At 68.6% G+C, this 25229-nt stretch carries 20 protein-coding genes and 1 pseudogene; 8 read left to right on the top strand and 13 right to left on the bottom strand.

Annotation, left to right across the window (positions count from 1 at the left end):
- Window positions 1-55: 55 nt before the first annotated feature.
- The 3 genes from ACJ8AT_RS10510 to ACJ8AT_RS10500 all read right to left on the bottom strand — a co-directional run bounded on the left by ACJ8AT_RS10510 (window position 56) and on the right by ACJ8AT_RS10500 (window position 4574).
- Entirely contained in the window at window positions 56-1138 is a 1083-nt protein-coding gene (locus tag ACJ8AT_RS10510) for a PhoH family protein (RefSeq protein ID WP_407737529.1), read from the bottom strand.
- 83 nt (window positions 1139-1221) lie between these two features.
- A complete protein-coding gene (locus ACJ8AT_RS10505; RefSeq protein WP_407737528.1) occupies window positions 1222-2394 on the bottom strand; it encodes a DUF4388 domain-containing protein in 1173 nt (390 codons plus the stop codon).
- A gap of 11 nt (window positions 2395-2405) precedes the next feature.
- Entirely contained in the window at window positions 2406-4574 is a 2169-nt protein-coding gene (locus ACJ8AT_RS10500) for a hypothetical protein (protein WP_407737527.1), read from the bottom strand.
- Window positions 4575-4787: 213 nt separating this feature from the next.
- Here ACJ8AT_RS10500 and mazG point away from each other — a divergent pair, with 213 nt between their 5' ends.
- Together mazG and rpsT are read left to right on the top strand one after the other, a co-directional pair.
- Window positions 4788-5954, top strand: coding sequence for a nucleoside triphosphate pyrophosphohydrolase (gene mazG / locus ACJ8AT_RS10495; RefSeq protein ID WP_407737526.1), 1167 nt, complete (start codon window positions 4788-4790; stop codon window positions 5952-5954).
- Between the two features lie 78 nt (window positions 5955-6032).
- On the top strand, window positions 6033-6305 hold the full coding sequence (rpsT, locus tag ACJ8AT_RS10490) for a 30S ribosomal protein S20 (protein ID WP_407737525.1): 273 nt from the start codon (window positions 6033-6035) through the stop codon (window positions 6303-6305).
- A 30-nt stretch (window positions 6306-6335) separates the two neighbouring features.
- Here rpsT and lptE read toward each other — a convergent pair whose 3' ends face one another.
- Genes lptE through leuS form a run of 3 tightly spaced genes read right to left on the bottom strand, consistent with a single transcriptional unit; the run spans window position 6336 to window position 9984 of the window.
- Window positions 6336-6869, bottom strand: a complete 534-nt coding sequence (gene lptE, locus ACJ8AT_RS10485) for an LPS assembly lipoprotein LptE (RefSeq protein WP_407737524.1) — start codon at window positions 6867-6869, stop codon at window positions 6336-6338.
- 31 nt (window positions 6870-6900) lie between these two features.
- Window positions 6901-7473 carry a hypothetical protein gene (locus ACJ8AT_RS10480; protein ID WP_407737523.1) on the bottom strand — a complete coding sequence of 191 codons (573 nt, stop codon included), beginning with the start codon at window positions 7471-7473 and terminating at the stop codon, window positions 6901-6903.
- 12 nt (window positions 7474-7485) lie between these two features.
- A complete protein-coding gene (gene leuS, locus ACJ8AT_RS10475; RefSeq protein ID WP_407737522.1) occupies window positions 7486-9984 on the bottom strand; it encodes a leucine--tRNA ligase in 2499 nt (832 codons plus the stop codon).
- A gap of 492 nt (window positions 9985-10476) precedes the next feature.
- On the opposite strand from leuS, the gene ACJ8AT_RS10470 reads away from it, so the two are divergent.
- Window positions 10477-13323, top strand: a complete 2847-nt coding sequence (locus tag ACJ8AT_RS10470; protein ID WP_407737521.1) for a choice-of-anchor A family protein — start codon at window positions 10477-10479, stop codon at window positions 13321-13323.
- Between the two features lie 46 nt (window positions 13324-13369).
- Here ACJ8AT_RS10470 and ACJ8AT_RS10465 read toward each other — a convergent pair whose 3' ends face one another.
- Window positions 13370-14218, bottom strand: a complete 849-nt coding sequence (locus tag ACJ8AT_RS10465) for a formate/nitrite transporter family protein (protein WP_407737520.1) — start codon at window positions 14216-14218, stop codon at window positions 13370-13372.
- Window positions 14219-14389: 171 nt separating this feature from the next.
- Here ACJ8AT_RS10465 and ACJ8AT_RS10460 point away from each other — a divergent pair, with 171 nt between their 5' ends.
- The 4 genes and pseudogenes from ACJ8AT_RS10460 (at window position 14390) to ACJ8AT_RS10445 (ending at window position 18004) form a co-directional block, all read left to right on the top strand.
- Entirely contained in the window at window positions 14390-16240 is a 1851-nt protein-coding gene (locus ACJ8AT_RS10460; protein WP_407737519.1) for a response regulator, read from the top strand.
- A 55-nt stretch (window positions 16241-16295) separates the two neighbouring features.
- Entirely contained in the window at window positions 16296-16904 is a 609-nt protein-coding gene (locus ACJ8AT_RS10455; protein WP_407737518.1) for a DUF5808 domain-containing protein, read from the top strand.
- A gap of 22 nt (window positions 16905-16926) precedes the next feature.
- Window positions 16927-17118, top strand: a pseudogene (locus ACJ8AT_RS10450) (aldo/keto reductase); the annotation flags it as partial.
- A 388-nt stretch (window positions 17119-17506) separates the two neighbouring features.
- Complete coding sequence (locus ACJ8AT_RS10445; RefSeq protein ID WP_407737517.1) at window positions 17507-18004, top strand: ParB/RepB/Spo0J family partition protein; 498 nt, start codon at window positions 17507-17509, stop codon at window positions 18002-18004.
- Window positions 18005-18159: 155 nt separating this feature from the next.
- Here the strand turns inward: ACJ8AT_RS10445 and ACJ8AT_RS10440 are convergent, their stop codons facing one another.
- From ACJ8AT_RS10440 to ACJ8AT_RS10430, 3 genes are all read right to left on the bottom strand, one after another.
- Complete coding sequence (locus ACJ8AT_RS10440) at window positions 18160-19884, bottom strand: ABC transporter permease (protein ID WP_407737516.1); 1725 nt, start codon at window positions 19882-19884, stop codon at window positions 18160-18162.
- On the bottom strand, window positions 19881-20690 hold the full coding sequence (locus tag ACJ8AT_RS10435; protein ID WP_407737515.1) for an ABC transporter ATP-binding protein: 810 nt from the start codon (window positions 20688-20690) through the stop codon (window positions 19881-19883). Before ACJ8AT_RS10435 ends, ACJ8AT_RS10440 begins: the two co-directional genes overlap by 4 nt.
- A gap of 89 nt (window positions 20691-20779) precedes the next feature.
- Window positions 20780-20992 carry a DUF2379 family protein gene (locus ACJ8AT_RS10430; RefSeq protein ID WP_407737514.1) on the bottom strand — a complete coding sequence of 71 codons (213 nt, stop codon included), beginning with the start codon at window positions 20990-20992 and terminating at the stop codon, window positions 20780-20782.
- 302 nt (window positions 20993-21294) lie between these two features.
- Between ACJ8AT_RS10430 and ACJ8AT_RS10425 the strand changes: the two genes are divergently transcribed.
- The gene (locus ACJ8AT_RS10425; protein WP_407737513.1) at window positions 21295-22731 is read left to right on the top strand and encodes an ice-binding family protein; all 1437 of its coding nucleotides are present in this window, start codon (window positions 21295-21297) and stop codon (window positions 22729-22731) included.
- Between the two features lie 145 nt (window positions 22732-22876).
- On the opposite strand, the gene ACJ8AT_RS10420 is transcribed toward ACJ8AT_RS10425, so the two are convergent.
- From ACJ8AT_RS10420 to ACJ8AT_RS10410, 3 genes are all read right to left on the bottom strand, one after another.
- Window positions 22877-23257, bottom strand: coding sequence for a response regulator (locus ACJ8AT_RS10420; protein ID WP_407737512.1), 381 nt, complete (start codon window positions 23255-23257; stop codon window positions 22877-22879).
- Window positions 23258-23318: 61 nt separating this feature from the next.
- Window positions 23319-24365, bottom strand: a complete 1047-nt coding sequence (cheB, locus tag ACJ8AT_RS10415; protein WP_407737511.1) for a chemotaxis-specific protein-glutamate methyltransferase CheB — start codon at window positions 24363-24365, stop codon at window positions 23319-23321.
- The gene (locus ACJ8AT_RS10410) at window positions 24362-25204 is read right to left on the bottom strand and encodes a CheR family methyltransferase (RefSeq protein ID WP_407737563.1); all 843 of its coding nucleotides are present in this window, start codon (window positions 25202-25204) and stop codon (window positions 24362-24364) included. Before ACJ8AT_RS10410 ends, cheB begins: the two co-directional genes overlap by 4 nt.
- Window positions 25205-25229 lie beyond the last annotated feature (25 nt).

The raw sequence follows: 25229 nt of genomic DNA, 5'->3' as shown, positions 1-25229 counted from the left end.
TTCCAGGCCCTGGGCCGCCTGCTTGTAGGCCGCCGGAAAAGCCAACCCCGCGAAATCACGTGGCGATGGGCTCTTCTAATTCGGGCGTCTCGGGCTCGACCGGGTCCTGCGCCTCGCGGGCCTCCTGCTCCTTGGCCGCCTCGGCCTTCGCCGTCTCGAACTTGTCGTAGGCCCGGATGACCTCCTGGACCAGCGGGTGGCGTACCACATCCACCTCCGAGAACTCGGAGAAGCAGATGCCCTCGATGTTCTTCAGGATGGAGCGGGCGTGGCTCAGGCCGGACATCTTCCCCACCGGCAGGTCCACCTGCGTCACGTCGCCGGTGACGACGGCCTTGCTGTTGTAGCCCAGGCGCGTGAGGAACATCTTCATCTGCTCGACGGTGGTGTTCTGCGCCTCGTCGAGGATGACAAACGCGTCATTGAGCGTCCGGCCGCGCATGAAGGCCAGCGGAGCCACCTCGATGACGCCCTGCTCCACCAGCGCCGCGGCGCGCTCGCCCGCCATCATGTCATGCAGCGCGTCATAGAGCGGCCGGAGGTACGGGTTCACCTTCTCCGCCAGGTCTCCTGGCAGGAAGCCGAGCTTCTCACCCGCCTCCACCGCGGGCCGCGCGAGGATGATGCGCTTGACCTTGCGCTCCTGCAGGAAGGCCACCGCCATGGCCATGGCCAGGTACGTCTTTCCCGTACCCGCTGGGCCAATGCCGAAGACGATGTCGTGGGCGCGGATGGCCTCCACGTAGCGCTTCTGGGCGATGCTCTTGGGGGTGATCTGCCGGTTGCCGGAGCTCTTGAGCACCGGGCCCAGCATGACTTCGCCGAGCGACTCCGCGCCGCCCCGGCCCAGCACCTTGATGGCCTGCTCCACATCCTCGCGGTACACGGTCCGGCCCGCCCGGATCATCTCCTCGAGGTTCTCTACCAGACGGACAGCAAAGGCCACGGCGTCGGCGGGGCCGGACAGGAGCAGCTCGGTGCCGCGCTGCCCTACGCGCACCCCCAGGCGCCGCTCGATGAGCTTCAGGTTCTCGTTCTGGTTGCCGCACAGCGCCAGGGCGGTCTCGTTATCGCGGACATCGACCTTGGCCGAGGTGGGGCTGACAGCGGGAGCTTCCAACGTGGCAGGATTTCTCAATGAGGTCCGTTCCTCCATTCAACCTTCCCGGACTGAACGTAACGTCGACTCCCTGACCGGGGAAGGGAGGCAGGCGTAGCGAGCTACTGCAAGGGCGGAAGCAGGACAAACTCACGAGCAGCCAGGCGCCTGTAATAGTACTGCTCCCGCCACGGGTAGCGCAGCTCTTCAGGCTTTAACAGCCCAGCCTCCACCAGCGCATCCAGCTTTTCGGGCACGTCACCCTTCTCCAGCCGGAACACCACCAGGGCGGCCTCAATGCGCTTGACCTGGGTCCGGGAGATGAAGCGCTGGGCCGCGGGGTCGGCGAACGTGGAGGCAGGCGAGCTGGCCAGGGACAGCGTCCCCGTAAGCTGGGCCACCAGGAAGACGATCGCGGCCAGCACGGCCATGCTGGCGCCCAGGGAGCCCAGGCTCTGGCCCACCTTCTGGAGGAGGCCGTCCCGGTCGGCCGAGGCGGACTTGCCGGCCCCGGTGGTGGGGCGGATGTAATCCAGGTTGATGAGGTTGAGCAGCGCCTTGCAGGTCTCGAACTCTCCCAGGAGCGCCACGTCGATGAGCCTGCGCACATCGCGCTCTGGGGTGATCTTCTCGTAGACGGCGCGCTCCGAGTCGCCCACGGACTTGAACTCGCCCTTGTTCTCGTCCTTCTTCTTCTCCGCGAACGCGTCATCGAACGCGGCGTCGAGATCCTCCTCCTTGTTGACGGGCGGAGGCAGCGGCCGGAGGGTCTCGAACGTCATGTCCAGCCGGTTGATCTTCTTGCGGATCACCGGCCACTCATCGACCATCCGGAAGCCTTCCATCAGCACCGACTCGGCACGCAGCGGAGTGATGGATTCGGTGTCGGACTCGACGGGCTCGGCCTTGAACTCGTAGGTGCCCGCGTCCCAGCTGAAGAGCTTGTAGATGGTCTCCGTGGCCTGCAGCTGCATCATCTTCTTGAAGCGATCGGCCGTGATGGCCCCGCTGGACACGAGCACGTCCCCGAGCCGCTTGAGGGTGCGCCGCTGCGTCTCCAGCGACTCCTCGAGCTGGGCCTCGGTGATGATCTCGGCGCGCACCAGCATGTTGCCGATGAGATCCTTCTTCTTGCGGGTCACGCTCTCCACCCGGGCGATGTTGCCGTCCCGGAAGAAGATGTTGACCTCCTGCTCCTTGTTGGCCAGGCAGAGCTGCCCCGTCTTCTGCTGCTGGCCGATGAGCTGGAGGATGTCGGCGATGCCGAAGTCCTTGAGAGTTCCCTGAAGAGCCATGGCGTTCGGGCCTACTCCGCCTGGCGCTTGCGCAGGCCGCGCAGCGTCAAGAGATAGAGGGGGAGGATGAGCAAGACGACCGGGAGCAGCTTCAGGTACACCGGCGCCTCGCCATACGGAGCCCTGAGCACGCCATCCCGAAGGAAGACGGCGGACAGGGCCAGCAGGAACAGGAAGCTGTAGATGGCGCCGCGGATGGGCAGGCCCGAGAAGACGTGGCCCGCCCCGGACACCAGCGCCCCGAGCGCCAGCGCCAGCCGCCCCATCCACGTCTGGTGGCGCTGCACCTCCGCCTGCTTGCGAGCGCGCATCGCCTCGGGCACCACGCCCTTGCGGGCGAAGACGTTGGTGCACTGGCTGCACATGAAGGCGCCAATGCCCAGATCGGGATCGCACCGCCGGCACACCGGGCGGGCGCACTTCTCGCAGGACTTCGTGCCTCGCACCCGGTCGCGCGCATAGCCCCACAGGAAGAAGAGCAGCGCGAAGATGGCGGGGTAGATCCGCGCCGCCATCCCCGTGGTGCCCATCAGGACGCGGTCGAGCTGGTTCTCCACGCGCATGCCCGCGGCGGTCCCATCCGCCAGGGCCATCATCTCGGACCAGGGCAGCTCCGGCGACAGCAGCAGCAGGTTCACCAGGAGCCGCTCATCGGGAGGCACATCGCGCCCCACCAGCGAGGAGTCCAGCCGCTGGGCGACGTTCATGACCTCGGAGGCCCGCTGCAGCGCGGCGCCCACCTGGGCATCCGGCAGCCCGCGGGCCTGGCGCCGGTAGACCTGGGCCAGGTTGTAGGGCGCGGCCGCCAGCGTGCTGTCCGCCTGCTGCGCGTCCTGGTAGAGCCGCGTGGCGCCGTCGATATCCCCGGAGGCCATCAGCGCATTGCCGTAGTTGGTGAGCAGGAGCGCGTTGCGCTGGCGCAGGGCCGCCGCGGCCTTGTAGGCGGCGATGGCCTCGTCGAGCTGCCCGCGGCGGGTCTGGTAGCGCCCCAGGGCGAACAGCTCCTCGAAGGAGGCCTCCTTCGCCGCCTGGCGCGCGAGCACCCGGGCCGCCGCCTCATCTCCGGTGAAGCCGCCGCGCTCCAGGATGTAGACGTCCTCGGCCACCGTGCCGGCGAAGACGGTGGACTGGGCGATCTGGCCCGCGACCAGGGGAATGAGCCCCGCCAGCGCCAGCAGCACCGCCACCACGGCCCGCTCCGTCACCGAGAGGTAGAGCGCGATCGCCCCGAACAGCACGAGCAGCACCGGCACCACGCCCAGCCCGAGCAGGATGGGCATCAGGAAGATCGCCACGGCCACCGCGATGGACTGCCAGCGGCCCATGCCTCGCGGGAAGACGTGGTGAAAGTCATGCAGGGCATAGCGCACCCGCCGCCCGAAGAGCACGGCCACCACCGCCGCCGCCGTGGCGAGCAGGGCCAGCAGCGCCATGGCGCCCAGGTTCCCGAGCGCCGGCCGCCAGAAGCGAGGATCCCTGGCCAGCGCGCTCAACCCGGCCTGGAACTCGCCCACGTACCGGCCCACCGAGCCCGGCTCCTTGCGCGCGTAGGCATCCGCGAGCGCGAAGCGCGCATACGGCAGGTCCGGAGAGAGCGCCGCCGCGGCCTCGGCGAGCTGCACCGCGCCCGCGGGGTTCTTCGCCTCGAGCTTCTCGCGGGCCTCGCGCAGCAGGCTCACGCTGAAGGCATCGAAGTCCGTGGCGGAGACCTCGTCGCGCAGCTTCAAGAGATCCTTGCGCCCCTGGCTCTCCCCATCCAGGTCCGACTTCTTCCGGGCCTCCTTCCAGCGATCCCACACGGCCAGCAGGTCCGCATCCGAGACGCGCGGCGCGAGCAGCGGAGGCGGCGCCTTCTGGCCGCTGGCCTCTGGCTTCGACGGAGCAGGCGGCGCTGGCGTGGCGGCAGGAGCGGCCCCAGGCGTCACCGTGGACGGGGGCGCGGGCACTGCCACGGGAGGCTCGGGAGCCGCCGGGTTCTTCGCCGCCGGGCCCTTCACCCCGGGCTCGGCCTCGTCCTCCTGGGCGGCCTTCCCCTTCGGGTGCTTCTTCTTCCCGCGCTTAGAGCCCGGCTCGTCGTCCTCGTAGACGGAGTCGTCATTGGCCGAGTCATCCGACGGCGCGGTATCGGGGTCCACTTCCTGAAGAGAAGTGGGCGCGTCGATCTGAGCACGTGCCTTCATCGCCGGGAACAGCGCGAGGCAGAAGATGACCGGGAGCAGTCGCGAACAAAAGGAGTGAGGCATCCGGACCATCGATGATAGGCGAGGGGCCCTCACGGTGAAAGCAATCACCCCCCTTCCGCCCCCTGGCTTACCGGGTAGGCGACCATTTCCGGGCTCAACCGGGTGGGCGGACCCAGGCAGAGGCCCGAGGATTCGAAGGTTGGTCAACACATGAGCGCAACTGGGGCGGAGCTGGAACGGCTGGTCGGGATCATGGAGCGCCTGCGGTCCGAGCAAGGCTGCCCCTGGGACCGGGAGCAGGACCTGCGCTCGCTGCGCCCCTACCTCGTCGAGGAGGCGTTCGAGGTGCTCGATGAGATGGATCGGGTGGCCTATGGCGGCCCCTGGCGCCCGCTCTGCGAGGAGCTGGGAGATCTGCTCTTCCAGATCGTCTTCCACGCCCAGCTGGCCGCCGAGAAGGGCGAGTTCACCATGGCCGAGGTGTGCCGCTCCATCAGCGACAAGCTCACAAGCCGCCACCCCCACGTCTTCGGCGAGCAGAAGCTGAGCGGCTCCGAGCAGGTGCTCGCCAACTGGGCCAAGCTCAAGGCCGAGGAGAAGAAGCGCAAGACGGGCCGCGAGGGCTCGGTGCTCGATGGAGTCCCCACCGCCGCGCCCTCCCTGCTGCGCGCCGAGCGGCTCACCGAGAAGGCCAGCCGCATCGGCTTCGAGTGGCCCGACCTCGCCAGCGTGCGCGCCAAGCTCCACGAGGAACTGGGAGAGCTGGATCAGGCCGTCACCTCGGGAGACCGGGACGCAATCGAGCACGAGTTCGGCGATGTCCTCCTGGCCCTGGCCAACCTCGGCCGCTTCCTGCGCACCCCGCCCGAGGACGCGCTGCGCATGGCCACCCGCCGCTTCACCACCCGCTTCCAGCACATCGAAGCCGCGCTGCGCGCCGAGGGCGTTCCTTTTGGTGAGGCTACATTGGAGCACATGGAGCGACACTGGCAGGCGGCCAAGGCAGCGGAGAAGGCCCTGCCGCCCCCCACCTCCCTGCCACGGGCTCCGCTCACCTCCCTGCGCTTCCAGGTGCCGGATCTACCGGCCCAGCGTGCGTTCTGGAACGCCGTGGCCCCGCTGCTTGGCTGGCAGGCCGAGCGAGGCGCCCCCGATGAGGCCTCCTATGGAGATGGGGCCCTGCGCCTGGTGTTCACTCCGGGAGGGTCCTCGGGAGCCTCCGGCGCGGCGCTCTGCCTGGGCGCCCCGTCCGCCCGAGCGGTGGAGCGGCTCCGGGCCTCGCTGGAGGCCTCGTACCCCGGGGCCATCCAGGGCGCCGAGCCCCAACGGATCCGCTTCCGTGATCCGGCCGGACTGCGCTGGGAATACACCGCGTGACACGAGCGCCTTGACGCTCGGGAGAGGTCGCTGTAGGTACGGCCCCTCTTTTTCCACAGCCGTTAGCTGGAGATTCCCTTGGCGAACACCAAGTCTGCAGAGAAGCGCAACCGTCAGGCCCAGAAGCGCCGCGCGCGCAACACCACCGTCCGCACCAGCGTGAAGGGCGCGCTGAAGAAGGCCCGCGAGGCCATCTCCAACAAGGATGCGGCGAAGACCGGCGATGCCCTGAAGGACGCCGTCCGCACCCTCTCCAAGGCCGCCTCCAAGGGCGTGCTCCACCCGCGCAACGCCGCGCGCCGCATCTCCCGCCTGACCAAGGCCGCCCAGGCCTCCAAGGCCGCGAAGTAGCCGTCCTGCCCGGAGCGCCCTCGCGGCGCTTCACCAGTTGCGGGCCAGCCGCTCGTAGCCTTCGCGCATCAACGTCTCCGAGAGACGGTGGAGCGCGGCCCGGCGGTTGGCCTCGGCTTCCAGGACATCACCGCTGCCCGGCAGATAGTCCTCCGTTCCGGCGACCGTGGTCTCCGCGAGGACTCGCTCGTCCTTGAGCAGCCGCAGCCGGGCCTCGGCGAAGGCCCGGTAGCTGGCCAATTGCGGGCCGGCAAGGACCGCTCCCTTCTCATCGGTGATGGGCTCGGTGACGATGGTGGGCGAGCTGCCCACGTTCGTCACCTGCCCCTCGAGGCGGGCATCGCACTTTCCCCCGTCCCCGAGCGTCCCCACGCGCACCAGCTGCTCGCGCATGGCGCGGGTGAAGAGGGTCTCCAGGCCGGGCTCGGCCGTCTCGTTGAGGAAGATGGGGGCGCACACGGCGTGCACGCCCTCGGGCAGCGTCGCGTCCCGAGCCACGAAGCGATAGCCGCACCCCACTCCCGCCACGAGCACCGCCGCCACCACCGCACAGAGCCGAGCCATGGCGCTCACAGTATCGGGGTCCGATCCCGGGTCAAGCGCCGGGGCCGGGAGGGGCCGCGGCGCCGCCCACGGACACACCGCGAGAGGCCAGCGCCAGAGCCCCCGAGCCCCAGGCCGCATCGAGCCCGCGCAGCCGCGGGGAGGCCAGCCGAGCCAGGCCGAGTGACCACCGGAGGTTGCCGCCATCGCGCGTCTTGAGCGCCAGGGAGTAGCGCCGCCACAGCACGGCCACGAGCAGCCCGAGCCCCGAGAGCCCCGCCGCCACGGGCCTCGCCGCCGGAACGAGAAACGTCAGGACGATGGCCACCGGCACGAGCGCCAGGGCCTCCAGGAACATGCGGCGAACGCGCGTCACGGACTGAAGGGTGCCGAGCTCGAGGACGACGGGAGCCGCGGAGCCGCCCGCGCGGTAGGCCACCTTGCGGCCCATGGCCGTCACCGAGCGCCCGCCGCTGCCTTCCATCAGGAGGAACGGGGCGTCCGGTGACGAAGTGCCGGCCACCGGGGCCTCCGGCAGCACCTCGCCGCAGGCCACGCAGTTGCCCGTGCGGGCCGGCTGCGGCCGTCCGCACCTCGTACACATGACGAGGACCTCGGTCGGCACACGGGCCTCCGCTCAGCCAACGACGAAGTTCACCAGCCGCTTCGGGACGAAGACGAACTTGCGGACCGTCTTGCCCACCATGGCCGCCTTCACCCGCTCATCCGCCTCGGCCGCGGCGCGCACGTCCGCCTCGGCCGCATCCGCGGGGACTTTGATCTCGGCGCGCAGCTTGCCGTTGACCTGCACCGCGTAGGGGATCTCCTCATCCACCACGAGCGCCGGATCGAACGCCGGCCACGCCTGATTCACGGTGAACGTCTTCGAGCCGAACACCTCGGCCAGCTCGTCCGCGATGTGCGGCGCGAAGGGCGTCAGCACGATGGCCAGCAGGTGCAGGGCCTCGGCCATGGCGGCCTTCTCCGCGGGCGTCTCGGGCGTGCCCACCGCGTAGAGCGTGTTGATGTACTCCATGATGCCGGCGATGGCGGTGTTGAAGGACAGGCGCTCGATGGCCTCCCCTACCCGCTTCAGGCACTTGTGCGCGGCGCGGCGGATCTCCAGCGCCTTGCCCTCGTAGGCGCCCGAGTGCGTGGCCCCCGCGACGCCCTCGTGCGTGGCGGCCAGCGTCCACACGCGCTTGAGGAAGCGGAAGGCGCCCTCCACCTGGGCGTCGGACCAGTCGAAGTCACGCTCGGGCGGGCCGGCGAACGCCACGTAGGCGCGCGCCGTGTCCGCGCCGTACTTCTTCACGATGGAGGCGGGGGCCACCGAGTTGCCCCACCGCTTGGACATCTTCCGCCCGTCCGAGCCGTTGACGATGCCCTGGGTGATCAGGCGCGTGACGGGCTCGTCCACCGGAGCCAGGCCCAGCTCCTTCATCACCCGGGTCCAGAACCGGAAGTACAGCAGGTGCATCACCGCGTGCTCGGGGCCGCCCACGTACACGTCCACGGGCAGCCAGCGCTGGGCCTCCTTGGCGTCGAACGGCGCGGCGTCGAAGCGCGGCGACAGGTAGCGCGCGTAGTACCAGCAGGAGTCGACGAAGGTATCCATCGTCTCCGCCTCGCGGCGTGCGGGGCCGCCGCACTTCGGGCAGGTGGTGTTCACCCACGAGGCCACCTTGGCCAGCGGCGGCTCGCCCTTGCCGGTCAGCACCGCCTGGGTGTCGATCTCGGGCAGGCGCACGGGCAGTTGCTCCAGCGGCACGGGGATGCCCTCGCGCTTCGGATCGCACTTCTCGCAGTAGACGATGGGGATGGGCGTGCCCCAGTAGCGCTGGCGGCTGAAGCCCCAGTCCTTCTGGCGGTACGTCACCGTGGCCTTGCCACGGCCCTCGGACTCCAGCTTCGCGGCCATCTTCCGGCGCGCGTCCTCGGACTTCAGCCCCGAGTACTCGCCCGAGTCCACCAGCACGCCGTACTCGGTCGAGGCGGCCTCCAGCTTGTCACCCTCGGGCAGCTTGTCCCCGGTGGCCGGCTGGATCACCACCTTGATGGGCAGGCTGTACTTGCGGGCGAACTCGAAGTCGCGCTCGTCGTGCGCCGGCACGCTCATCACCGCGCCCGTGCCGTAGTCGGACAGCACGAAGTTGGCGATCCAGATGGGCACCGGCTGGCCGGTGAACGGGTTGATGGCGTACGCGCCGGTGAAGACACCTTCCTTGGTGGCGCCCTCGGCCGTGCGGTCCGTCTTGCTGGTGGCCGCCATCTTCGCGACGAAGGCGTCCACCTCCGCGCGGCGCTCGGGCGTCGTCACCTTCGCCACCAGCCTGTGGTCCGGCGCCAGCACCACGTAGGTGCAGCCGTAGATGGTGTCGATGCGCGTGGTGAAGACGCGGATCTTCTCGCTGGCGCCCTTCACCTCGAAGTCGGCCTCGGCGCCCTCGGAGCGGCCGATCCAGTTGCGTTGCATGCTGGTGATGCGCTCGGGCCACTCCTTCAGCTCGTCCAGCCCGTCCAGCAGCGCCTGCGAGTACCTGGTGATGCGGAACGCCCACTCGGGCATCTCCTTGTCCACCACCGGCGAGTCACAGCGCTCGCACGTGCCATCCTTCACCTGCTCGTTGGCGATGACGGTGAGGCAGCCGGTGCACCAGTTCACCTTGCTGAAGCGGCGGTAGACCAGCCCGCGCTGCAACATCTGGATGAAGAACCACTGGTTCCAGCGGTAGTACTCGGGCTGGCTGGTGTTGACCTCGCGCGCCCAGTCATAGCTGTAGCCCAGCGAGCGCATCTCCGCCTTGAACGAGTCGATGTTCTCCTGGGTGCGCACGGCCGGGTGCACGCCGTCCTTGATGGCCGCGTTCTCCGCCGGCAGGCCGAACGCATCCCAGCCCATGGGGTGGAGCACGTCGTAGCCCTTCATCCGGAAGTAGCGCGCGTAGACGTCGCCGATCAGGTAGTTGCGCACGTGCCCCATGTGCATCTTCCCGCTGGGGTACGGCAGCATCTCGAGGATGTACTTCTCGGGGGCTCCGGGCCGGGTGCCCGCGCGGAATACGCCCTCCTGCTCCCACCGGGACTGCCACTTGCCTTCAATCGCCTGCGGCTCGTAACGCTCGTTCATCGCCATATGTCGCTGCGCCTCTTATGGGAGGCCCGCCTCCTAAGCAACACGAAGGCGGACGGGAGCCATCCGCGCTCCCCTGACACTCTCGGTGCCTCGAGGCAGAGCCTCCAAGTCCACGCGACAGGCGTGCCTGAGACAGCGGGCCCATGGCGTGTCTCCCGCCGGTGCAGGGAGCAGCCGAGGACGCTGCTCCGCACTCCCGGGGCCATGAGTCCCCACCTTCCCCAGGTATCGCACAACTGGATCGGTAGGGTGCCGCACGCCCACCTCTGGCGTAGGGTCAAGTAGATATAAGGCGCACTTTTCCCTATGAATTTCTCTACAGTCACAGCGCAACAATCAGTCGTGCTTGCAAATTTCCCCGAAAAAAGGTACTGCCTTGGGGGTAAAAGTGGTTCAGGGAGCTTCCCCACCCTTCATTGAGCGCCTGGTCCTTCCACAGTGAGCCTGAAGCCGGGGATGTGCCTGAAGCCCCCACATTGCGGGAGTCTTGAGATGTCGCTGAACACCATCAGGAGAGCCTTTCTGCTGCTGGCCGCGCTGGCCGGCGCCGCCTGCAACGAGGAGCCCACCGCGGCGATGTCCGCGCTCTCCCCGAGCACCCTGCCTCAGGAGGTCCGCAGCGAGGACAAGGTGCTGATCCTCGGCAGCAGCGTGGCCAACGGACTCAACAGCCGCGAGGCGCAGGCGGTGGCCGCCGATTCTCCCGCCACGCGGATCGACGTGGTGACTCCGGATCAGTGGCGGGCGCTGACGGCGCAGCAGTTCATGGCCTACCGGGCCATCATCATCGGCGATGCGGCGTGCCAGAGCGGCACCGACGCGTTCCAGGCGGCCATCGACAACCGCAAGAACTGGGGCGCCATCGTCGACGGAGACGTCGCCATCCTCGCGACGGACCCCTCCTCCAACGGCACGGATCAGCTGGTGGAGAACGGCATCCGCTACGTGCTGAACTCGGTGCAGCGGCACACGGGCATGTACATCGCGCTGGGCTGCGCCTACCAGAACGCGCCGGCGGGGACCTCGGTGACGCTGCTGGAGCCGTTCGGCGACTTCACCGTGCAGGGCGTGCCGGGCTGCGCCGACTCCGCCCACATCTTCGAGATGTACAACGACTTCATGTCCCGCGACATCTTTGACGGGATGCTCTCGGGGGCGGGCGGGTGCGCGGCGCGCTCGGTGTTCACCCACTACCCGGATCGGGCCTTCTCGTACGCGGGCGTGGCGATGCAGTCCTCCGGGACGCTGCCCGGCCAGCAGCACTACTCGGACTTCATGATCGATCCGGGCAACGAGACGCCTATCGACGGCACGCCCTACATCCTGGTGCGCGGAGCGATGACGCTGGCCGCCGGGTGCGGCCTCCCCGAGGAGGCGCCGTCGGGCGAGGAGTGCGACCTGGGAGACAACCTCAACGGCCAGCCCGCGCTGGCTGGACAGCCGGCCTCCGAGACGTGCTCGTGGTCCTGCCACCGCAACTGGTGCGGCGATGGCGTGGTGGACAAGGAGTTCGGCGAGGAGTGCGACAACGGTGATGCCAACGGCCGGACCGGCGACACCTCCGGCAGCATCAGCAACTGCACCTCGTTCTGCAAGCTGCCCCAGCTCACGGCCCCGGCTGGCCAGCCGCCCACCGCGCTCTGCCACAACGTGACGCAAGTCGCCGAGTACACCTGCGGCGTCAACGCCAGCATCGACAGCGGCTCGTACGACGCGGACAACGATCTGGTGGGCTGCACGCAGAGCCCTGCCGGCCCGTACGCCATCGGCGACACGACGGTGACGCTGACGTGCACGGACAAGGCGAGCCACTCCTCCTCGTGCAGGGCCGTGGTGACGGTGGTGGACCACGTGGCGCCGACGGTGGCGCTCAACGGCCCGGACAGCCAGACGCTGGAGTGCACCCAGGGCGGCACCTACAGCGACCCGGGCGCCACCGCGAGCGATCTGTGCTCGGGGCCGCTGCCGGCGAGCGCCATCGCCAAGACGGGCTCGGTGAACGTGGCGGTGCCCAGCACCTACTCGCTGAGCTACTCCGCGACGGACTCGGCCGGGAACCTGTCCGCGACGGTGTCTCGCACGGTCACCGTGGCCGACACGCTGGCCCCGGCGCTGGCACTGAAGGGCTCGGCCAACATGAGCCTGGAGTGCGGCACTCCGTACGCCGAGCCCGGCGCCACGGCCTCGGACCTGTGCGCCGGCACGCTGCCCGTGACGGTGACGGGTGCGGTGAACCCCCAGGTTCCGGCCAGCTACACGCTCCACTACAGCGCGAACGACGGGAGCGGCCACGGCGTCTCGGCCGACCGCACGGTGGCCGTGGTCGACACCCTGGCGCCGCGGATCCAGCCCATCGGCGGAGCGGTGACCCTGCAGTGCAACGGCGCGCCCTACGTGGACGCGGGCGCCACGGCCACGGACATCTGCTCGAACGACCTGACCTCGCGGATCACCGCCTCCAGCAACCTGGATCAGACGCACGCTGGCCAGTACACGGTCACCTACAGCGTGAAGGACAACGCGGGCAACACGGGCACCGCCGTCCGGCAGCTCACGGTGGCGGGCCCTTGCGCCAACAGCTGCATCGACGTCCACCTGAGCGACTACAACCTGTTCCTCCAGGACAGCTACACCGGCGGCCACGACGTGGTGGGCAAGGTGGCGGCGGGTGGCAACATCTCCATGACGGACTTCTCGGTGGGCCAGGGCCTGCCGGACAGCGACGTCTCGAAGACGCTGGTGGCGGGTGGCAACCTGAGCCTCTACCGCGGCGGCGTCGGGGGCGAGGCCTTCTATGGAGGCACGCTCAGCACCGACCAGACCGTGACGTTCACGCGGGGCTCGGTGTCCAAGGGCACGCCGATCGACTTCACGGCGCGGTTCAGCGAGCTGCGCACGCTGTCCTCGCGGCTGGCGAGCCTGACGGCCAACGGCACGACGAAGCGTGAGGTCTGGGGCGGTGTGATGCTGACCGGCACCAACCCGAACGTGAACGTCTTCGACGTGAGCGCCAGCGCCTTCACCGGCGCCGTGCTGCTGTCCATTGACGCGCCCGCGGGCTCCTTCGTGGTGCTCAACATCCGCGGGACGGCGGCCACGTTCCAGGGCTTCGGCCACTCGTTCAGCGGCGGCATCGACCAGCACGGCATCCTCTACAACTTCGTGGACGCCACCTCCATCACCGCCAACGGCTACGGCTTCTGGGGCACGGTGCTGGCGCCCTACGCCAACGTCAACTTCAGCAACGGCAGCTTCGACGGCGGCATCTACGCGAAGTCGATGACAGGCAACGCCGAGGGCCACATCAACCCGCTGAACGATCGCACCCTCTGCCCGTGACGGACGCGGAGGGGGCTCCGCACCGAGCCCCCTCTGCGTGAGCCGCTCAGGAGGAGTGCCGCACGTGCCCGTGCTTGAGCAGGGCCACGAAGACGCTTCCGCCCACGGCATTGCCCAGCACGGACAAGACGAAGAAGCGCCCGAAGTCCGCCACCGAGGCGCCCTGGCCGATGAAGACGCCCATCAGCACCTCGATGGAGCCGGCGATCGAGTGGTGCAGGTGGGCCAGGCCGATGGCCAGGGTGATCAGCCCCACCAGCACCACCTGGCTGATGGTCTCCCGCGCGGAGGTGGCGACCCAGGCCACGAGCCCCATCATCCACCCCGCCATCACCGCGCTCAGCAACAGCGTGCCGGACGGGTGCTTGATGACGTTGTGGGCCATCTCCCCAATGGCCTCGCGCTCCATCACCCCCAGCGCCGGGCCCAGGTAGGCGGCGAAGAGGGAGAACAGGGCCGCGCCCACCAGGTTGCCCACGAGCACCAGCCCCCACAACCGCATCAAGCGCAGGACCGAAGCCTCCCGGGCGAGGACCGGCTGCACCGCCAGCGCGGTGTGCTCGGTGAAGAGCTCCGAGCGCCCCACCACCACGAGGATGAAGCCCACCGCATACGCGGACGCCACCAGCAGCTCCACCGCCGGGCGGGCATACACGCCCCGCGTGAGCGAAGAGAGCACCGCCATCAGGAACGGCCCCACTCCGAGCTCCAGCCCAGCGGCCAGTGAGGACAGGAGCAGTCCTCGCGCGGGGCGTGCCAGCTCCAGGTTCGCCTGGCGGATCTGCTGCGCCAGGATGGTCTCGTAGGGCTTCTGAGGCTTCTCCTCGGGCTTGTCCCGGACCTGCTCGTCGGAGGAGATGGCCTCGTTCTGCGGTTCCGGTTCCTCTTGGCCCACGCCAGCCTCCCCCTTGGCAAAAGGGGACACTGTCCATCGGCCCCGGGCCCCGGCAAGTGGAACCGTCCAACACCCAACGTGGCGCCTTCCCGGAAGAGCCAGGCGTGCTCGTCTACGGCAGTCCGTCTGCGCGAGAGTCCTCGGCACCTGAGCGTAGCCAGGAGCCTCCCCGTGGATCCGACCCTGAACGAGCCGACGCCGCCCCCCAGCCAGGAGGAGCAGCTGCGCGCCTTGCTCGCCGCGATGGAAGCCGCCAACCGAGGTGACTTCTCCCGCCGGCTTCCCGTGCATGGCACCCACCCGCTGGTGGACCGGCTGGTGGAGGCCTTCAACACGGGTGTCACCCTGCACGCCGCGCTGGCCTCGGAGGTGGGCAGGCTGGCCCGCGAGGTGGGCACGGAAGGACGACTGGGCGGCCAGGCCCGCGTGCCGGGCCTGTCTGGCGAGTGGCAGCAGCTCCTCGAGCACGTGAACGTCCTGGCCGACAGCCTCACCACGCAGGTGCGCGACATGACCCGGGTGGCCACCGCCGTCGCGAAGGGAGACCTCAGCCAGAAGCTCACCGTGGGCCCGCGCGGCGAGCCGCTGGTGCTGAAGGCCACCATCAACACGATGGTGGATCAGCTCTCCGCGTTCGCCGCGGAGGTGAACCGCGTGGCGAAGGAAGTGGGCGTGGACGGAAAGCGGGGCGGCCTGGCCGAGCTGCGGGGCCTGGCGGGCATCTGGAAGGATCTCTCCGACAACGTGAATGTCACGGAGCAGCTGGCGCTGGCCTCGCGGTACAAGAGCGAGTTCCTCGCCAACATGAGCCACGAGCTGCGCACGCCGCTCAACAGCCTGTTGATCCTCGCGAAGGTCCTGTCGGAGAACGCGGAGCGCCGCCTCAGCCCTCGCGAGGTGGAGTACGCGAAGACCATCCACGCCTCGGGGACGGACCTGCTCCACCTGATCAACGAGGTGCTGGACCTCTCCAAGGTGGAGGCCGGCAAGATGCGGGTGGAGCCGGCCGACGTGTCCCTCTCCGAGGTGAAGGAGTTCGTCGAGCGCAGCTTCCGGCACGTGGCCGAGCACAAGGGCCTGGGCTTCTCGGTGAGCCTGGGCGCGGGGCTGTCCTCGGGGCTCTACACGGATCCGCAGCGGCTGAATCAGGTGCTCAAGAACCTGCTCTCCAACGCCTTCAAGTTCACCCACAGCGGACGGGTGGAGCTGCGTGTCACTCCGGTGGAGCATCCGAGCCGGCGCTTCGAGAGCGAGGTGCTCAAGCGCGCCGAGCGGGTGCTCGCCTTCAGCGTGGTGGACACGGGCATTGGCATCCCCGCGGACAAGCAGCGCCTCATCTTCGAGGCCTTCCAGCAGGCGGACGGCACCACCAGCCGGAAGTACGGAGGCACGGGGCTGGGGCTCTCCATCAGCCTGGCGATGACGCGCCTGCTGGGCGGTGAGCTGTATGTGGACAGCCAGTTGGGCCAGGGCAGCACCTTCACGCTCTACCTGCCCCAGCGGTACATCCGCCCGGAAGAGAGCCCTTCCGACCCGGCCAGCCCGAAGCCCGAGCCCGGCGGCATGTCTGGCCAGAACATCCTGGACCTACCGCCGGTCTCTCAGGGCCTCTCGCGATCGCCGGACGCGTCCGCCTCGCCGGGCGACAGCCTCGCCGGGCGCAAGGTGCTCATCGTGGATGACGACATCCGGAACCTCTTCGCGCTCACCAGCGTCCTGGAGAACCGGGGGATGGAGGTGCTGCACGCGGAGAACGGCATGGCGGGCCTCGAGAGCCTGCGCGCTCATCCAGAGGTGGATGCCGTGCTCATGGACGTGATGATGCCGGAGATGGACGGCTACGAGACCATGCGCACCATCCGCGAGGATCCGCGCTTCGCGGCCCTGCCCATCATCGCCATCACCGCCAAGGCGCTGAAGGACGATGGCGACAAGTGCCTGGCCGCGGGTGCCAGCGACTACCTGCCCAAGCCGACGGACACCGACCGGTTGCTCGAGCTGCTGCGCCGCTGGATGCGCTAAGACCCAATCCCATCTGCTCTAACGTGGGGGCACCATGCGCTTCCTTCCTCTTGTGATGCTTGCAGCGGCTGCGGCGTGGCTCGCCCGCAAGTGGGACGCGCTCCCCACTCGGTGGGTGGTCCACTGGGGACGTGGGGGTGTGCCGGATGGCTACGGCTCGAAGAACTTCGGGGACGTCTTCGGGCCGCTCCTGTTCGCGGCGGCGCTGGCCGTCTTCCTTGAGGTGCTCGCGGTGGTCCTCGAGCGCGTCAGCCGGGCAAGGTTCCCGCAGCTGGCACGCGCCTATGGCAACTTCGTGCGCTGGGTATCCCTCGCCGTGGTGGGCTCCATCGCCGTTGTCGCCATCTTGCTGCCCAGCGAGACGCCTCCCTCGCCCCCGGTATTTCTGGGGCTGATACTGGGCTCGGTGGCGCTGGCGTTGGGGGCGGGAGCCGTGGGGCTCGCCTCCGCCACGCGTCGCATGGTGGCCGAGGGCCAGTCGCTGCCCAAGGGCTACAGCCCGCTCATCTATCACAACCCCGAGGATCCTCGGCTCATCGTCCCAAAGCTCGCCGGAGTGGGCTGGACCTTCAACTTCGCCCACCGCGCCGCCTGGCTCCTGCTGGCGCTGGTGCTCCTGCCCGTGCTCGGGGTGCTGGTAGTGGCCTTCCTCAACGCACGCTAGGGCGACCTTCCCGGCCCCCTCGTCACTAGAGGACGTCGCGGGCACGGTGAAGGAGCTGATACGCGCGGGCAAGGTGAAGCACTTCGGCCTCTCGGAGGCGGGCGTGAAGACCATCCGTCGTGCTCACGCCGTTCAACCGGTCGCGGCGGTGCAGAGCGAGTACTCACTCTGGTGGCGGAAGCCCGAGGAGGAACTGCTACCGACGCTCGAAGAGCGAAGATCCAGGTGGAAGGCGCGCGGTATCCCGAGGAGCTTGAGAAGCGGACGGGGCTCTAGATTTTTTCTCGGATCACAAGCTGCGCCTCCCGTAGCTCTCCAGAGAGGCGCTACGCCCAGCCCGAGCTGAGCAGGCCCTGAGTTGCACCCGGCCCTGCTTCCGGCAGGTACCGTGGTGGGGCGTTGGCGCGTGGTGACTTGGAGGAGGCTCTAACGGTGGAAGTGAAGGGGAAGCCACCTCTTGGGGACCAGAAGGTTCGAGAGCGGTTCTTGCTCCGCGCGAGCCGCCGTCCTGCCCACATGTATCGATTCACAAGACACCAGGTGAGCGCGTCTCAAAGGGAAACCAGAAGCACGCATCCCCACCCTCACCTGGAGTTCCACCGATGCCCTTCATCTTCACCGAACTCAACAGCTTGAGCCGCCACGGGCGGCTGGAGCTATATTCAAGCTCTCCCCAGCCTCTTTCAGAAATCCTCTTGTATTTCCTGTCGCCGATCTGCCCGGCAGGGAACTACCACGAACTCCCTGACATCGTGGGCACCCTCGTGGACAGCGGAATCCGGCATAAAATGCAGGCCCTGACCATGGGGGGGGCGGCCGTGAGACAAGACGGCAAGCACTACACCTCCGATGGCAGTGAGACTCAAATCATCGATACCAAGGATGTGCTCCCGCCTACCCATCGGCTCGGCGGTCTCTACGACGACACCAAGCTCCATCATGTCCTGGAAGGCATCAACAAGCAGGTGCACCTCCCCCCGATTGCCGTCCGCGCCCTCGGGGGCCATGAGACGCACACCTACGAAATCGTCGACGGCATCCACCGGTACTACTCGTCCGTACGGCTTGGGCTCAGCAAGCTGCCCGTCGTAATTTCGTGAGGAAAGGTTTCCTCGTCGAAACGAAAGAGGACGTCTGCAACGCGTGAGCCCGTCACGCAATGCTCAGGGGCCTCCATCCAGGTGCCTGCCTCCATTTCGAGGCATGCACTCCCAAGGAAGCGCTATGAAGAAGGCATGGTGGGCACGCCCTACCCCTACGGAGCCCCGGGGCCTTCGCTCGACACGTCCATGCGGTCGAAGACCCGGCCCAGGGCTGTCACTCCCAGCGCTACCTCAATCACCAGCCCCGCCGCCGCCGTGAGCCCGGCGAAGGGCAGCGCCCACACGCCCAGCCAGCCGTACAGGGTGAAGCCCACCAGCGCCGCCACGATGGCCGCGGGGATCAACCCGCCGATCAAAACCACCAGCGCTCCCGCCAACGTCAGCAGCCGCTGGCCCAGCGCCTCGATCCCTCTCGCCCGCTCTCCGTCCGCCGGCAGCCACGCGGGAAAGAGCACCACCGCGGCGTTCTGCACGAACAGGCCTCCCATCCCTAGCGCCGGCAGCAGCGGCACCAGGCCCAGCCCGCTGGCCACCCAGAATGTCGCCCCCCACGTTCCCGGCGCCCCCACCGCCATCCCCACCGCCAGGGCCAGCAGCCCCACCTGGATCCCCGCCAGCAACAACCCCTGCGCGAGCACCTCGGCCGCCACCACCTGCAGTCCCGTCAACGGCATCGCCCGCAGCATGTCCAGCTTGGGCAGGTCCATGCGCAGATCCGCGCGCAGTGACACCGGGCCGAACACCGTGATCATCCCCGCGAAGGACGCGTAGAGCAGCGCCATGATCTGCCGCGAGGCGTGAACCGACTCGGGAGCGAACAGCACCGCGCCGATGGGAACCGCCAGCCCCAGCAGCGCCAGGACGAGCAGCACCTCCGGGCCTCCCATCCGCCGCGCCGCGATCAGGTTCTTCCACAGCAGCGCCACCTCGGGCCGGCCCAGGGATTGGAGGCGAAAGAAGGGCTTGCGCATGACCAGGTGCCCCACCCTCGCCATCCGCTGCCCCCGCTGACGGGCCATCGTCTCGGCCCGCACCACCACCGCCTCCTCGAAGGGCACCACCAGCACCGACACCCAGACGTAGTGGGCCACCAGCAGCCCCAGCGCCACGGGGAGGACTCGGAGAAAGGCGCTCACTCCCTCCGCCATCGGCAGCGCCACCAGGGCTCGCGCGGGCCACAACGCGAGGTGCAGCGCGGGCTGCTCCAACACCTCGCTGAGCCACGCCTCCAGCACCTGCCGCCCCATGCCTCCCTCCGGAAAGGGATGCGCCTGGACCGCCACGTACACCGCCCAGCTCAACCCGGCGAACAGCCCGGCGAGCACCGCCCACCGCAGCGCCGTCCCCACCCACCCCAGCCGGACCAGCCGCGTGCGCACGAAGGATGCCGCGATCACGTGCAGGTTCACCGTGCCCAGCACCACCGTCGCGCCCAGGTAGAACAGCACCGGATGCGTGCTCAGCCCCCGGCCGATGAAGATCGTGCTGAAGAAGGCAGCCGCCCCCGCGCCCACCAGCCCCCGCGCCAGCTTGTAGTGCAGCAGCCCTCGCCGGCTGACGGGCGCGGCGAAGAGCTGCTGGACCTCCGTCTCCGTGAACGTGAGCGCCGGGCGGTCCTGTCCCAACACCCAGGCCGAGGCCAGCGAGGCCATCAACATGCTCGCCAGCCCCAGCTCGGCCAGCAGCCGCGCCCCCGGAGACAGCCCCTCCATGGAGCGCTGGAAGTTCAACCGGCACAGGACGACGGTGTACAGGTAGGCCCCTCCCACCAGCAGGCCCGCCAGGTACTTCGGCTGGCGCAGGCGCTCCACCTGCTTGCGCACCCGGTTGCGCAGCGAGGCCCACCACAGGAACGTCACCGCCCGCGAGAAGCTCATGACGCGGGAGGCTCCCGCCGCTCCTCGCCGCCCGCGCCGGTAATTCGGATGAAGAGCTCCTCCAGGGACGCGCTCCCCGCCTCGCCCCCGCTGAGCTGCGCGCGGATCTCCGCCAGCGTCCCCAGCGCCACCGCGCGCCCTCCCGCAATCACGAGGATCCGGTGGCACAGCTCCTCCACCAGCGGCAGCAGGTGCGAGGAGAGCACCAGCGCCGCGCCCTGCTCGGCCCGGTGGCGCAGCGACGCCTTCATCCGCCGGATGCCCAGCGGATCCAACCCCGTGAGCGGCTCGTCCAGGAGGATCAGCCTCGGCTCGTGCAGGAAGCCGCAGGCGATGGACAGCTTCTGCTTCATGCCTCGCGAGAGCTCTCCCGGCAGCGCCTTCTCCTTGCCCACCAGCTCCATCTCCGCGAGCAGCGCGCGCCCTCGCTCCTCCCAGTCCCTCACGCCGTAGAGCCGGGCCACGAAGTTCAGGTGCTCCCACACGGTCAGGTAATCGAACAGGCGCGGCTCGTCCGGCAGGAACGCCAGCGCCCGCTTGGCCTCCACCGGCTCCACCGCCACGTCATGCCCCGCCACCGCCACCCGCCCCGAGGACACGGGGAGGATCCCCGCAAGGCACCGCAGCGTGGACGTCTTGCCCGCCCCGTTGGGCCCTACCAGCCCCAGCACCTCGCCCGGCGCCACCTGGAAGCTCAGCCCCTGCACGGCCTTCAGGGCGCCGTAGGCCTTCTCCAGGCCCACCACCTCCAGCACGGGCTTCACAGCGGCCTCGGGCGGGGAAGGCGGGCTCGCGTCGGGAGTCATGTCAGAGGGAGGCACCGCGGCTCCGAGTCACAATGAGACCTGCTGAAGTTGCGCTACTGCTCCTGCGTTGATGCGTGGTCCGGAGGTCATCATGCCAGGGGCCGTTCATCCAGGCCCACAAGGTTCTCCTCGGCGGCTTGGCGGTACATGGGCACGACCTCCACGGCCAGCAAGCCGCGCATCTGCTGACGTGCTCCATCCAGGTCCCCGGCAGCTTGAGGAAGCCCGTATCGTCCACAATCCACGCTTCTACTGACTCGCGCTCCACCATGGGATGGGCTCGACGCTCTTGCGCTCTGCATCCCCCAACAGCCCCATCGCGTATATTCTATGGCGAAGGACGCGCCTGAGGGAGCTGGACAATCCCATCCAGCTGTGCGGAGCCGCTTCGTCGCCATGTCCTGGCTCGCCAGTTCGGACTAATCGCACCGGGGCGTTTGACATTGCCCCGGCGAAGCCTATGTTACATAACGAAATCCCCTGACAGCTTGCAACGTTAGCGGTGGCGCACCGAAGACACATCGCCCATTCCCGGGTGTGGATGCCCTTCGGTTCCTCGAATCAATCTCTCACACAACCTAGTCAGCCCTTCAGGAGTACCTCCATGGTTACTCAGCGCAGCAGCGCTTTGCGTATTGCCTTGTTCCTCTCCATCTCCGCCCTCCTTGTCACCTCCACCCTGGCCGCGTGCGAAGGTTCCGAGGACAATAACGCGGCGCCCACGGTGAGCTCGTCGAGCCCCGAGGATGGCGCCAGTGGCGTGGCCCTCAACACGAGGGTCTCCGTGCTCTTCAGCGAGGCGATGGATCCGCTCTCGCTCACCACGGCGGCCTTTGTCGTGAATCAGGGCAGCACGCCAGTCTCTGGCACCGTGGCCGCAGGGGCCGACGGTACGACTGCGATCTTCACCCCCACGAACAGTCTGGCAGGCAACACAGTCTTCACGGGGAAGATCACGGCCAAAGCCAAGAATCCGGCAGGCAAGGCCCTGGCGTCCGAGCACACCTGGACCTTCACGACGGGAACCGCCGCTGACACGACCCCGCCCGTGGTCAATGCCACAAGCCCTTCCCGCAACGACACCGGTGTCCCCATCAATGCGAGGATCTCCGCGACGTTCAGCAAGGCGATGGACCCCCTCTCGCTCAAGACGGCCACCTTCACCGTGAAGCAGGGCGCCACGCCAGTCCCAGGCACCGTGGCCTACGGGACCACGGGCACGACGGCGATCTTCACTCCCTCGAGCAACCTGGCAGGCAATACAGCCTTCACCGCCGAGCTCTCGACCGGCGTCCTGGACCTGACAGGCAATGCGCTGGCCAGTGCGTTCTCTTGGGGCTTCACGACCGGGACGACCGCGTCGAAGGGGCCGGCGCCCGTGGGCCTTGGGCTGGCTGGCAATTATGGGGTGCTCGCCAAGACGGCCATCTCCACCGTTCCGGCCTCCTCCGTGACGGGAGACATTGGAATCAGCCCCGCCGCGGCGACCTTCATCACGGGCTTCTCGTTGGTCGCGGATGCGACGAATGTCTTCGCCACCTCGTCTCAGCTGGTCGGCAAGGCCTACGCCGCCAACTACGCGGTGCCAACTCCTTCCAACCTCACCACGGCCATCAGCAACATGGAGAGCGCATACAGCGATGCCGCCGGACGCCCCACGCCTGACTTCCTGGAGCTCGGCACCGGAAACATCGGTGGGCTGACCCTCGTCCCGGGGCTCTACAAGTGGACGAGCACGGTGACGATCCCGGTGGATGTCGTCCTCTCGGGCGGCGCGAACGATGTCTGGATCTTCCAGACGACGGGAGACCTCACGATGAGCGCGGGGAAGAATGTCACCCTGAGCGGCGGCGCGCGGGCCAAGAACATCTTCTGGCAGGTCGCGGGCAAGGCGACCTTCGGAGCCAACTCCCACTTCGAGGGAATCCTCCTGTCCAAGACGGACATCACGCTCCAGACGGGCGCGACGATGAACGGCCGGGCGTTGGCCCAGACCCAGGTGGCGCTCCAGCAAGCAACCCTCACCCAGCCCGCTCCGTAGGGGCTGGGCCCAGGGGTCGATCTCCAAAGGCCCGGGAGTGAGGGCACTCACTTCCGGGCTTCCTCGTCGACACCCGCCCGCTACCTAAGCTACGTAATTCAGTGACTTCATCTGCTTTGCCTCTCGCCGCACCCAAGCGTCGCCATCAGAGCAGGTTGAGCAGCCCCTTCACCGTATCGAGCACCACCCGCGCCTGCACGGGCTTCACCAGGTACGCGCTCGCCCCGAGCGCCATGGCCCTGTCCCGGTCCGCCGCGGCCCCCTCCGTGGTGATGACCACGATGGGGATGTTCTGGTGAGCCGGATCCTGCCGGATGTGGCTGATCAGCTTGAGCCCATCCATCAACGGCATGTTGATATCGGTCAGCACCAGGTCGAACTGTCCCTGGGTGAACTTCTTGAGGCCCTCGGCCCCATCCCCGGCCTCAACGCAGACGACTCCCCCGAGCCGCTGCAGCGCATAAACGATGCTGCGCCGCATGGCCTGGGAGTCGTCCACCACCAGCGCCCGGATCTGCTGCGTCATGGCCGGGAAGATACCACCCCCGTCCAGAGGTCCAGAAAACCGCCACTTTCCCCCGCTCCCCTCACCGCCAGCGCCGCACCCGCGCCACCAGCGCCGGGCCAATCTCCCCCAGTGGCAGCACCCGCTTCACCACCCCGGTAGAAATCGCCTCCTGCGGCATGCCGAAGACCACCGCCGTCTCCTCGGACTCGGCCCACACCTCGCCGCCAGCCTCGTGCACCGCGCGCACGCCCACCGCCCCGTCCGAGCCCATCCCCGTGAGCACCACCGCCAGGGCCTTGGGCCCCAGCGTCTTCGCCACGCTCTCGAAGAGCTGATCCGCCGAGGGGACATACCTATCCCTCGAGATCAGCTCCCGCAGCTTGAGCACCAGCCGGCCGTCCCGCTCGGCCAGCTGCATGTGGCGCCCGCCGGGAGCGATGTAGACATGGCCCGGGGCGAGCCGATCCCCCTCCTGCGCCTCGGAGACGTTGAACGGGCCGATGCGATCCAGCCGCTCGGCGAAGGCCTTGGTGAACTGCGAGGGCATGTGCTGGCAGACGAGCACGCAAGGCGTGGGCTCCGCCGCCAGCGCCTCCAGGAGCCGCTGCACCGCCGGGGGCCCGCCCGTGGACGCGGCCACCGCGATGACGAAGGGGTGCCCGTCCTGCAGGGGCACCGGCTCGCGCACCACCCGCTCGGGGCCTCGCTGCGCCCCACCCCTGCGCACGAGCCGCGCCGCGCGGACCTTCTCCAGCAGCTCCACCCGCAAGGCCTCGATCGCCTCGGTGGTGGACTTCGGCGGCTGGGCGATGAAGTCGAAGGCCCCCAGCTCCAGCGCCTTGAAGACGTCCGCCTTGTGGGAGTGGCTGGAGATGACGATGGCCGGCGTGGGCGCGGCGCTGCGCAGCAGCCGCAGGAAGGTGTACCCGCCCATGCGGGGCATCTCCAGGTCCACCGTCACCACATCCGGCCGCAGGGAGACCACCTTGCGCAGCCCCTCCTCGCCATCCTGCGCCCAGTCGAGCACCTGCACATCCGCCTCGGACTCCAGCAGCCGCTTCAGCGTCCGCCGGTTGTGGGCCGAGTCATCGATGACGAGCACCGTGATGGGAGGCCGTGCGGTCATCGCGCCTTCCTCGGAAACAGCTCGGGCTTGCGGTAGGCCAGATCGCCGCGCAGGTGCACCAGCTCGAAGTCCGCGCCCAGGTTGAGCAGGTTCTCCGAGTGGCCCAGCATCAGGTAGCCCCCGGGGACGAGCCGATCATGGAAGGCCTGGATGACCCGCCGCCGCGCCGGGACGTCGAAGTAGATCATCACATTGCGGCAGAAGACGGCGTCCATCTGCGGCACCAACTGGCAGGCCTCGGCGTCCAGCAGGTTGAGCTGCCCGAAGGACACCCAGGCGCGCACCTCGTCCTTCACCCGGACCTTGTTGTTCCCCAGCGAGAGGAAGAAGCGCGACACCTGCTCCGGAGGCGTCGCCCGCAGCGAGGAGGGGCCGTACTCCGCCCGCCGCGCCGTGGCCAGCACCCGCCGGGAGATGTCCGTGCCGTAGACCTCCACGTCCCAGTGCTCGAAGCGGCGGCTCTGGTGCAGGAGCATCGCGATGGTGTAGGCCTCCTCGCCGGTGGAGCACCCCGCGGACCAGATCCGCAGCCTGCGCCCCGCGGCGTTACGCTGCTGAAGCGCCGGCAGCACCTCGTCCGAGAAGGCCTTGAGCTGCCCGGGCTCCCGGAAGAAGTACGTCTCGTGCGTGGTGAGCGCCTCGACGGCGGACTCCAGCTCCGCGCGGCGCTGGGAGTCATAGCGCAGGTAGCGGTGGTACTCGGTGAAGTCGCGCAGCCCCAGCGCCTCCAGCCGAGGCCACAGGCGCCGCTCCATCACGAACTTCATGTCCTCCCGCACGAAGATGCCGCAGTGGGCGTAGACATGATCGCGCAGGAGCCGGAACTCCTCCGCGTTCATCTCCGGCCGGCCCTCGTCATCGAAG

The organism is Hyalangium sp. (genome assembly GCF_045802625.1).
Lineage (GTDB): Bacteria > Myxococcota > Myxococcia > Myxococcales > Myxococcaceae > Hyalangium.
Note: the sequence above shows the minus strand (reverse complement) of the source record. Positions and strands in the feature narration are given on the sequence as shown.

Bases quoted from the DNA above. Each gene is read 5' to 3' on its own strand.
- ACJ8AT_RS10445 (WP_407737517.1), top strand. From the start codon at position 17,507: ATGCCCTTCATCTTCACCGAACTCAACAGCTTGAGCCGCCACGGGCGG.
- mazG (WP_407737526.1), top strand. From the start codon at position 4,788: ATGAGCGCAACTGGGGCGGAGCTGGAACGGCTGGTCGGGATCATGGAG.
- ACJ8AT_RS10455 (WP_407737518.1), top strand. From the start codon at position 16,296: ATGCTTGCAGCGGCTGCGGCGTGGCTCGCCCGCAAGTGGGACGCGCTC.
- ACJ8AT_RS10425 (WP_407737513.1), top strand. From the start codon at position 21,295: ATGGTTACTCAGCGCAGCAGCGCTTTGCGTATTGCCTTGTTCCTCTCC.
- ACJ8AT_RS10410 (WP_407737563.1), bottom strand. From the start codon at position 25,204: ATGAACGCGGAGGAGTTCCGGCTCCTGCGCGATCATGTCTACGCCCAC.
- leuS (WP_407737522.1), bottom strand. From the start codon at position 9,984: ATGGCGATGAACGAGCGTTACGAGCCGCAGGCGATTGAAGGCAAGTGG.
- ACJ8AT_RS10435 (WP_407737515.1), bottom strand. From the start codon at position 20,690: ATGACTCCCGACGCGAGCCCGCCTTCCCCGCCCGAGGCCGCTGTGAAG.
- ACJ8AT_RS10420 (WP_407737512.1), bottom strand. From the start codon at position 23,257: ATGACGCAGCAGATCCGGGCGCTGGTGGTGGACGACTCCCAGGCCATG.
- ACJ8AT_RS10470 (WP_407737521.1), top strand. From the start codon at position 10,477: ATGTCGCTGAACACCATCAGGAGAGCCTTTCTGCTGCTGGCCGCGCTG.
- ACJ8AT_RS10500 (WP_407737527.1), bottom strand. From the start codon at position 4,574: ATGAAGGCACGTGCTCAGATCGACGCGCCCACTTCTCTTCAGGAAGTG.
- cheB (WP_407737511.1), bottom strand. From the start codon at position 24,365: ATGACCGCACGGCCTCCCATCACGGTGCTCGTCATCGATGACTCGGCC.
- ACJ8AT_RS10440 (WP_407737516.1), bottom strand. From the start codon at position 19,884: ATGAGCTTCTCGCGGGCGGTGACGTTCCTGTGGTGGGCCTCGCTGCGC.
- lptE (WP_407737524.1), bottom strand. From the start codon at position 6,869: ATGGCTCGGCTCTGTGCGGTGGTGGCGGCGGTGCTCGTGGCGGGAGTG.
- ACJ8AT_RS10505 (WP_407737528.1), bottom strand. From the start codon at position 2,394: ATGGCTCTTCAGGGAACTCTCAAGGACTTCGGCATCGCCGACATCCTC.
- ACJ8AT_RS10430 (WP_407737514.1), bottom strand. From the start codon at position 20,992: ATGCAGAGCGCAAGAGCGTCGAGCCCATCCCATGGTGGAGCGCGAGTC.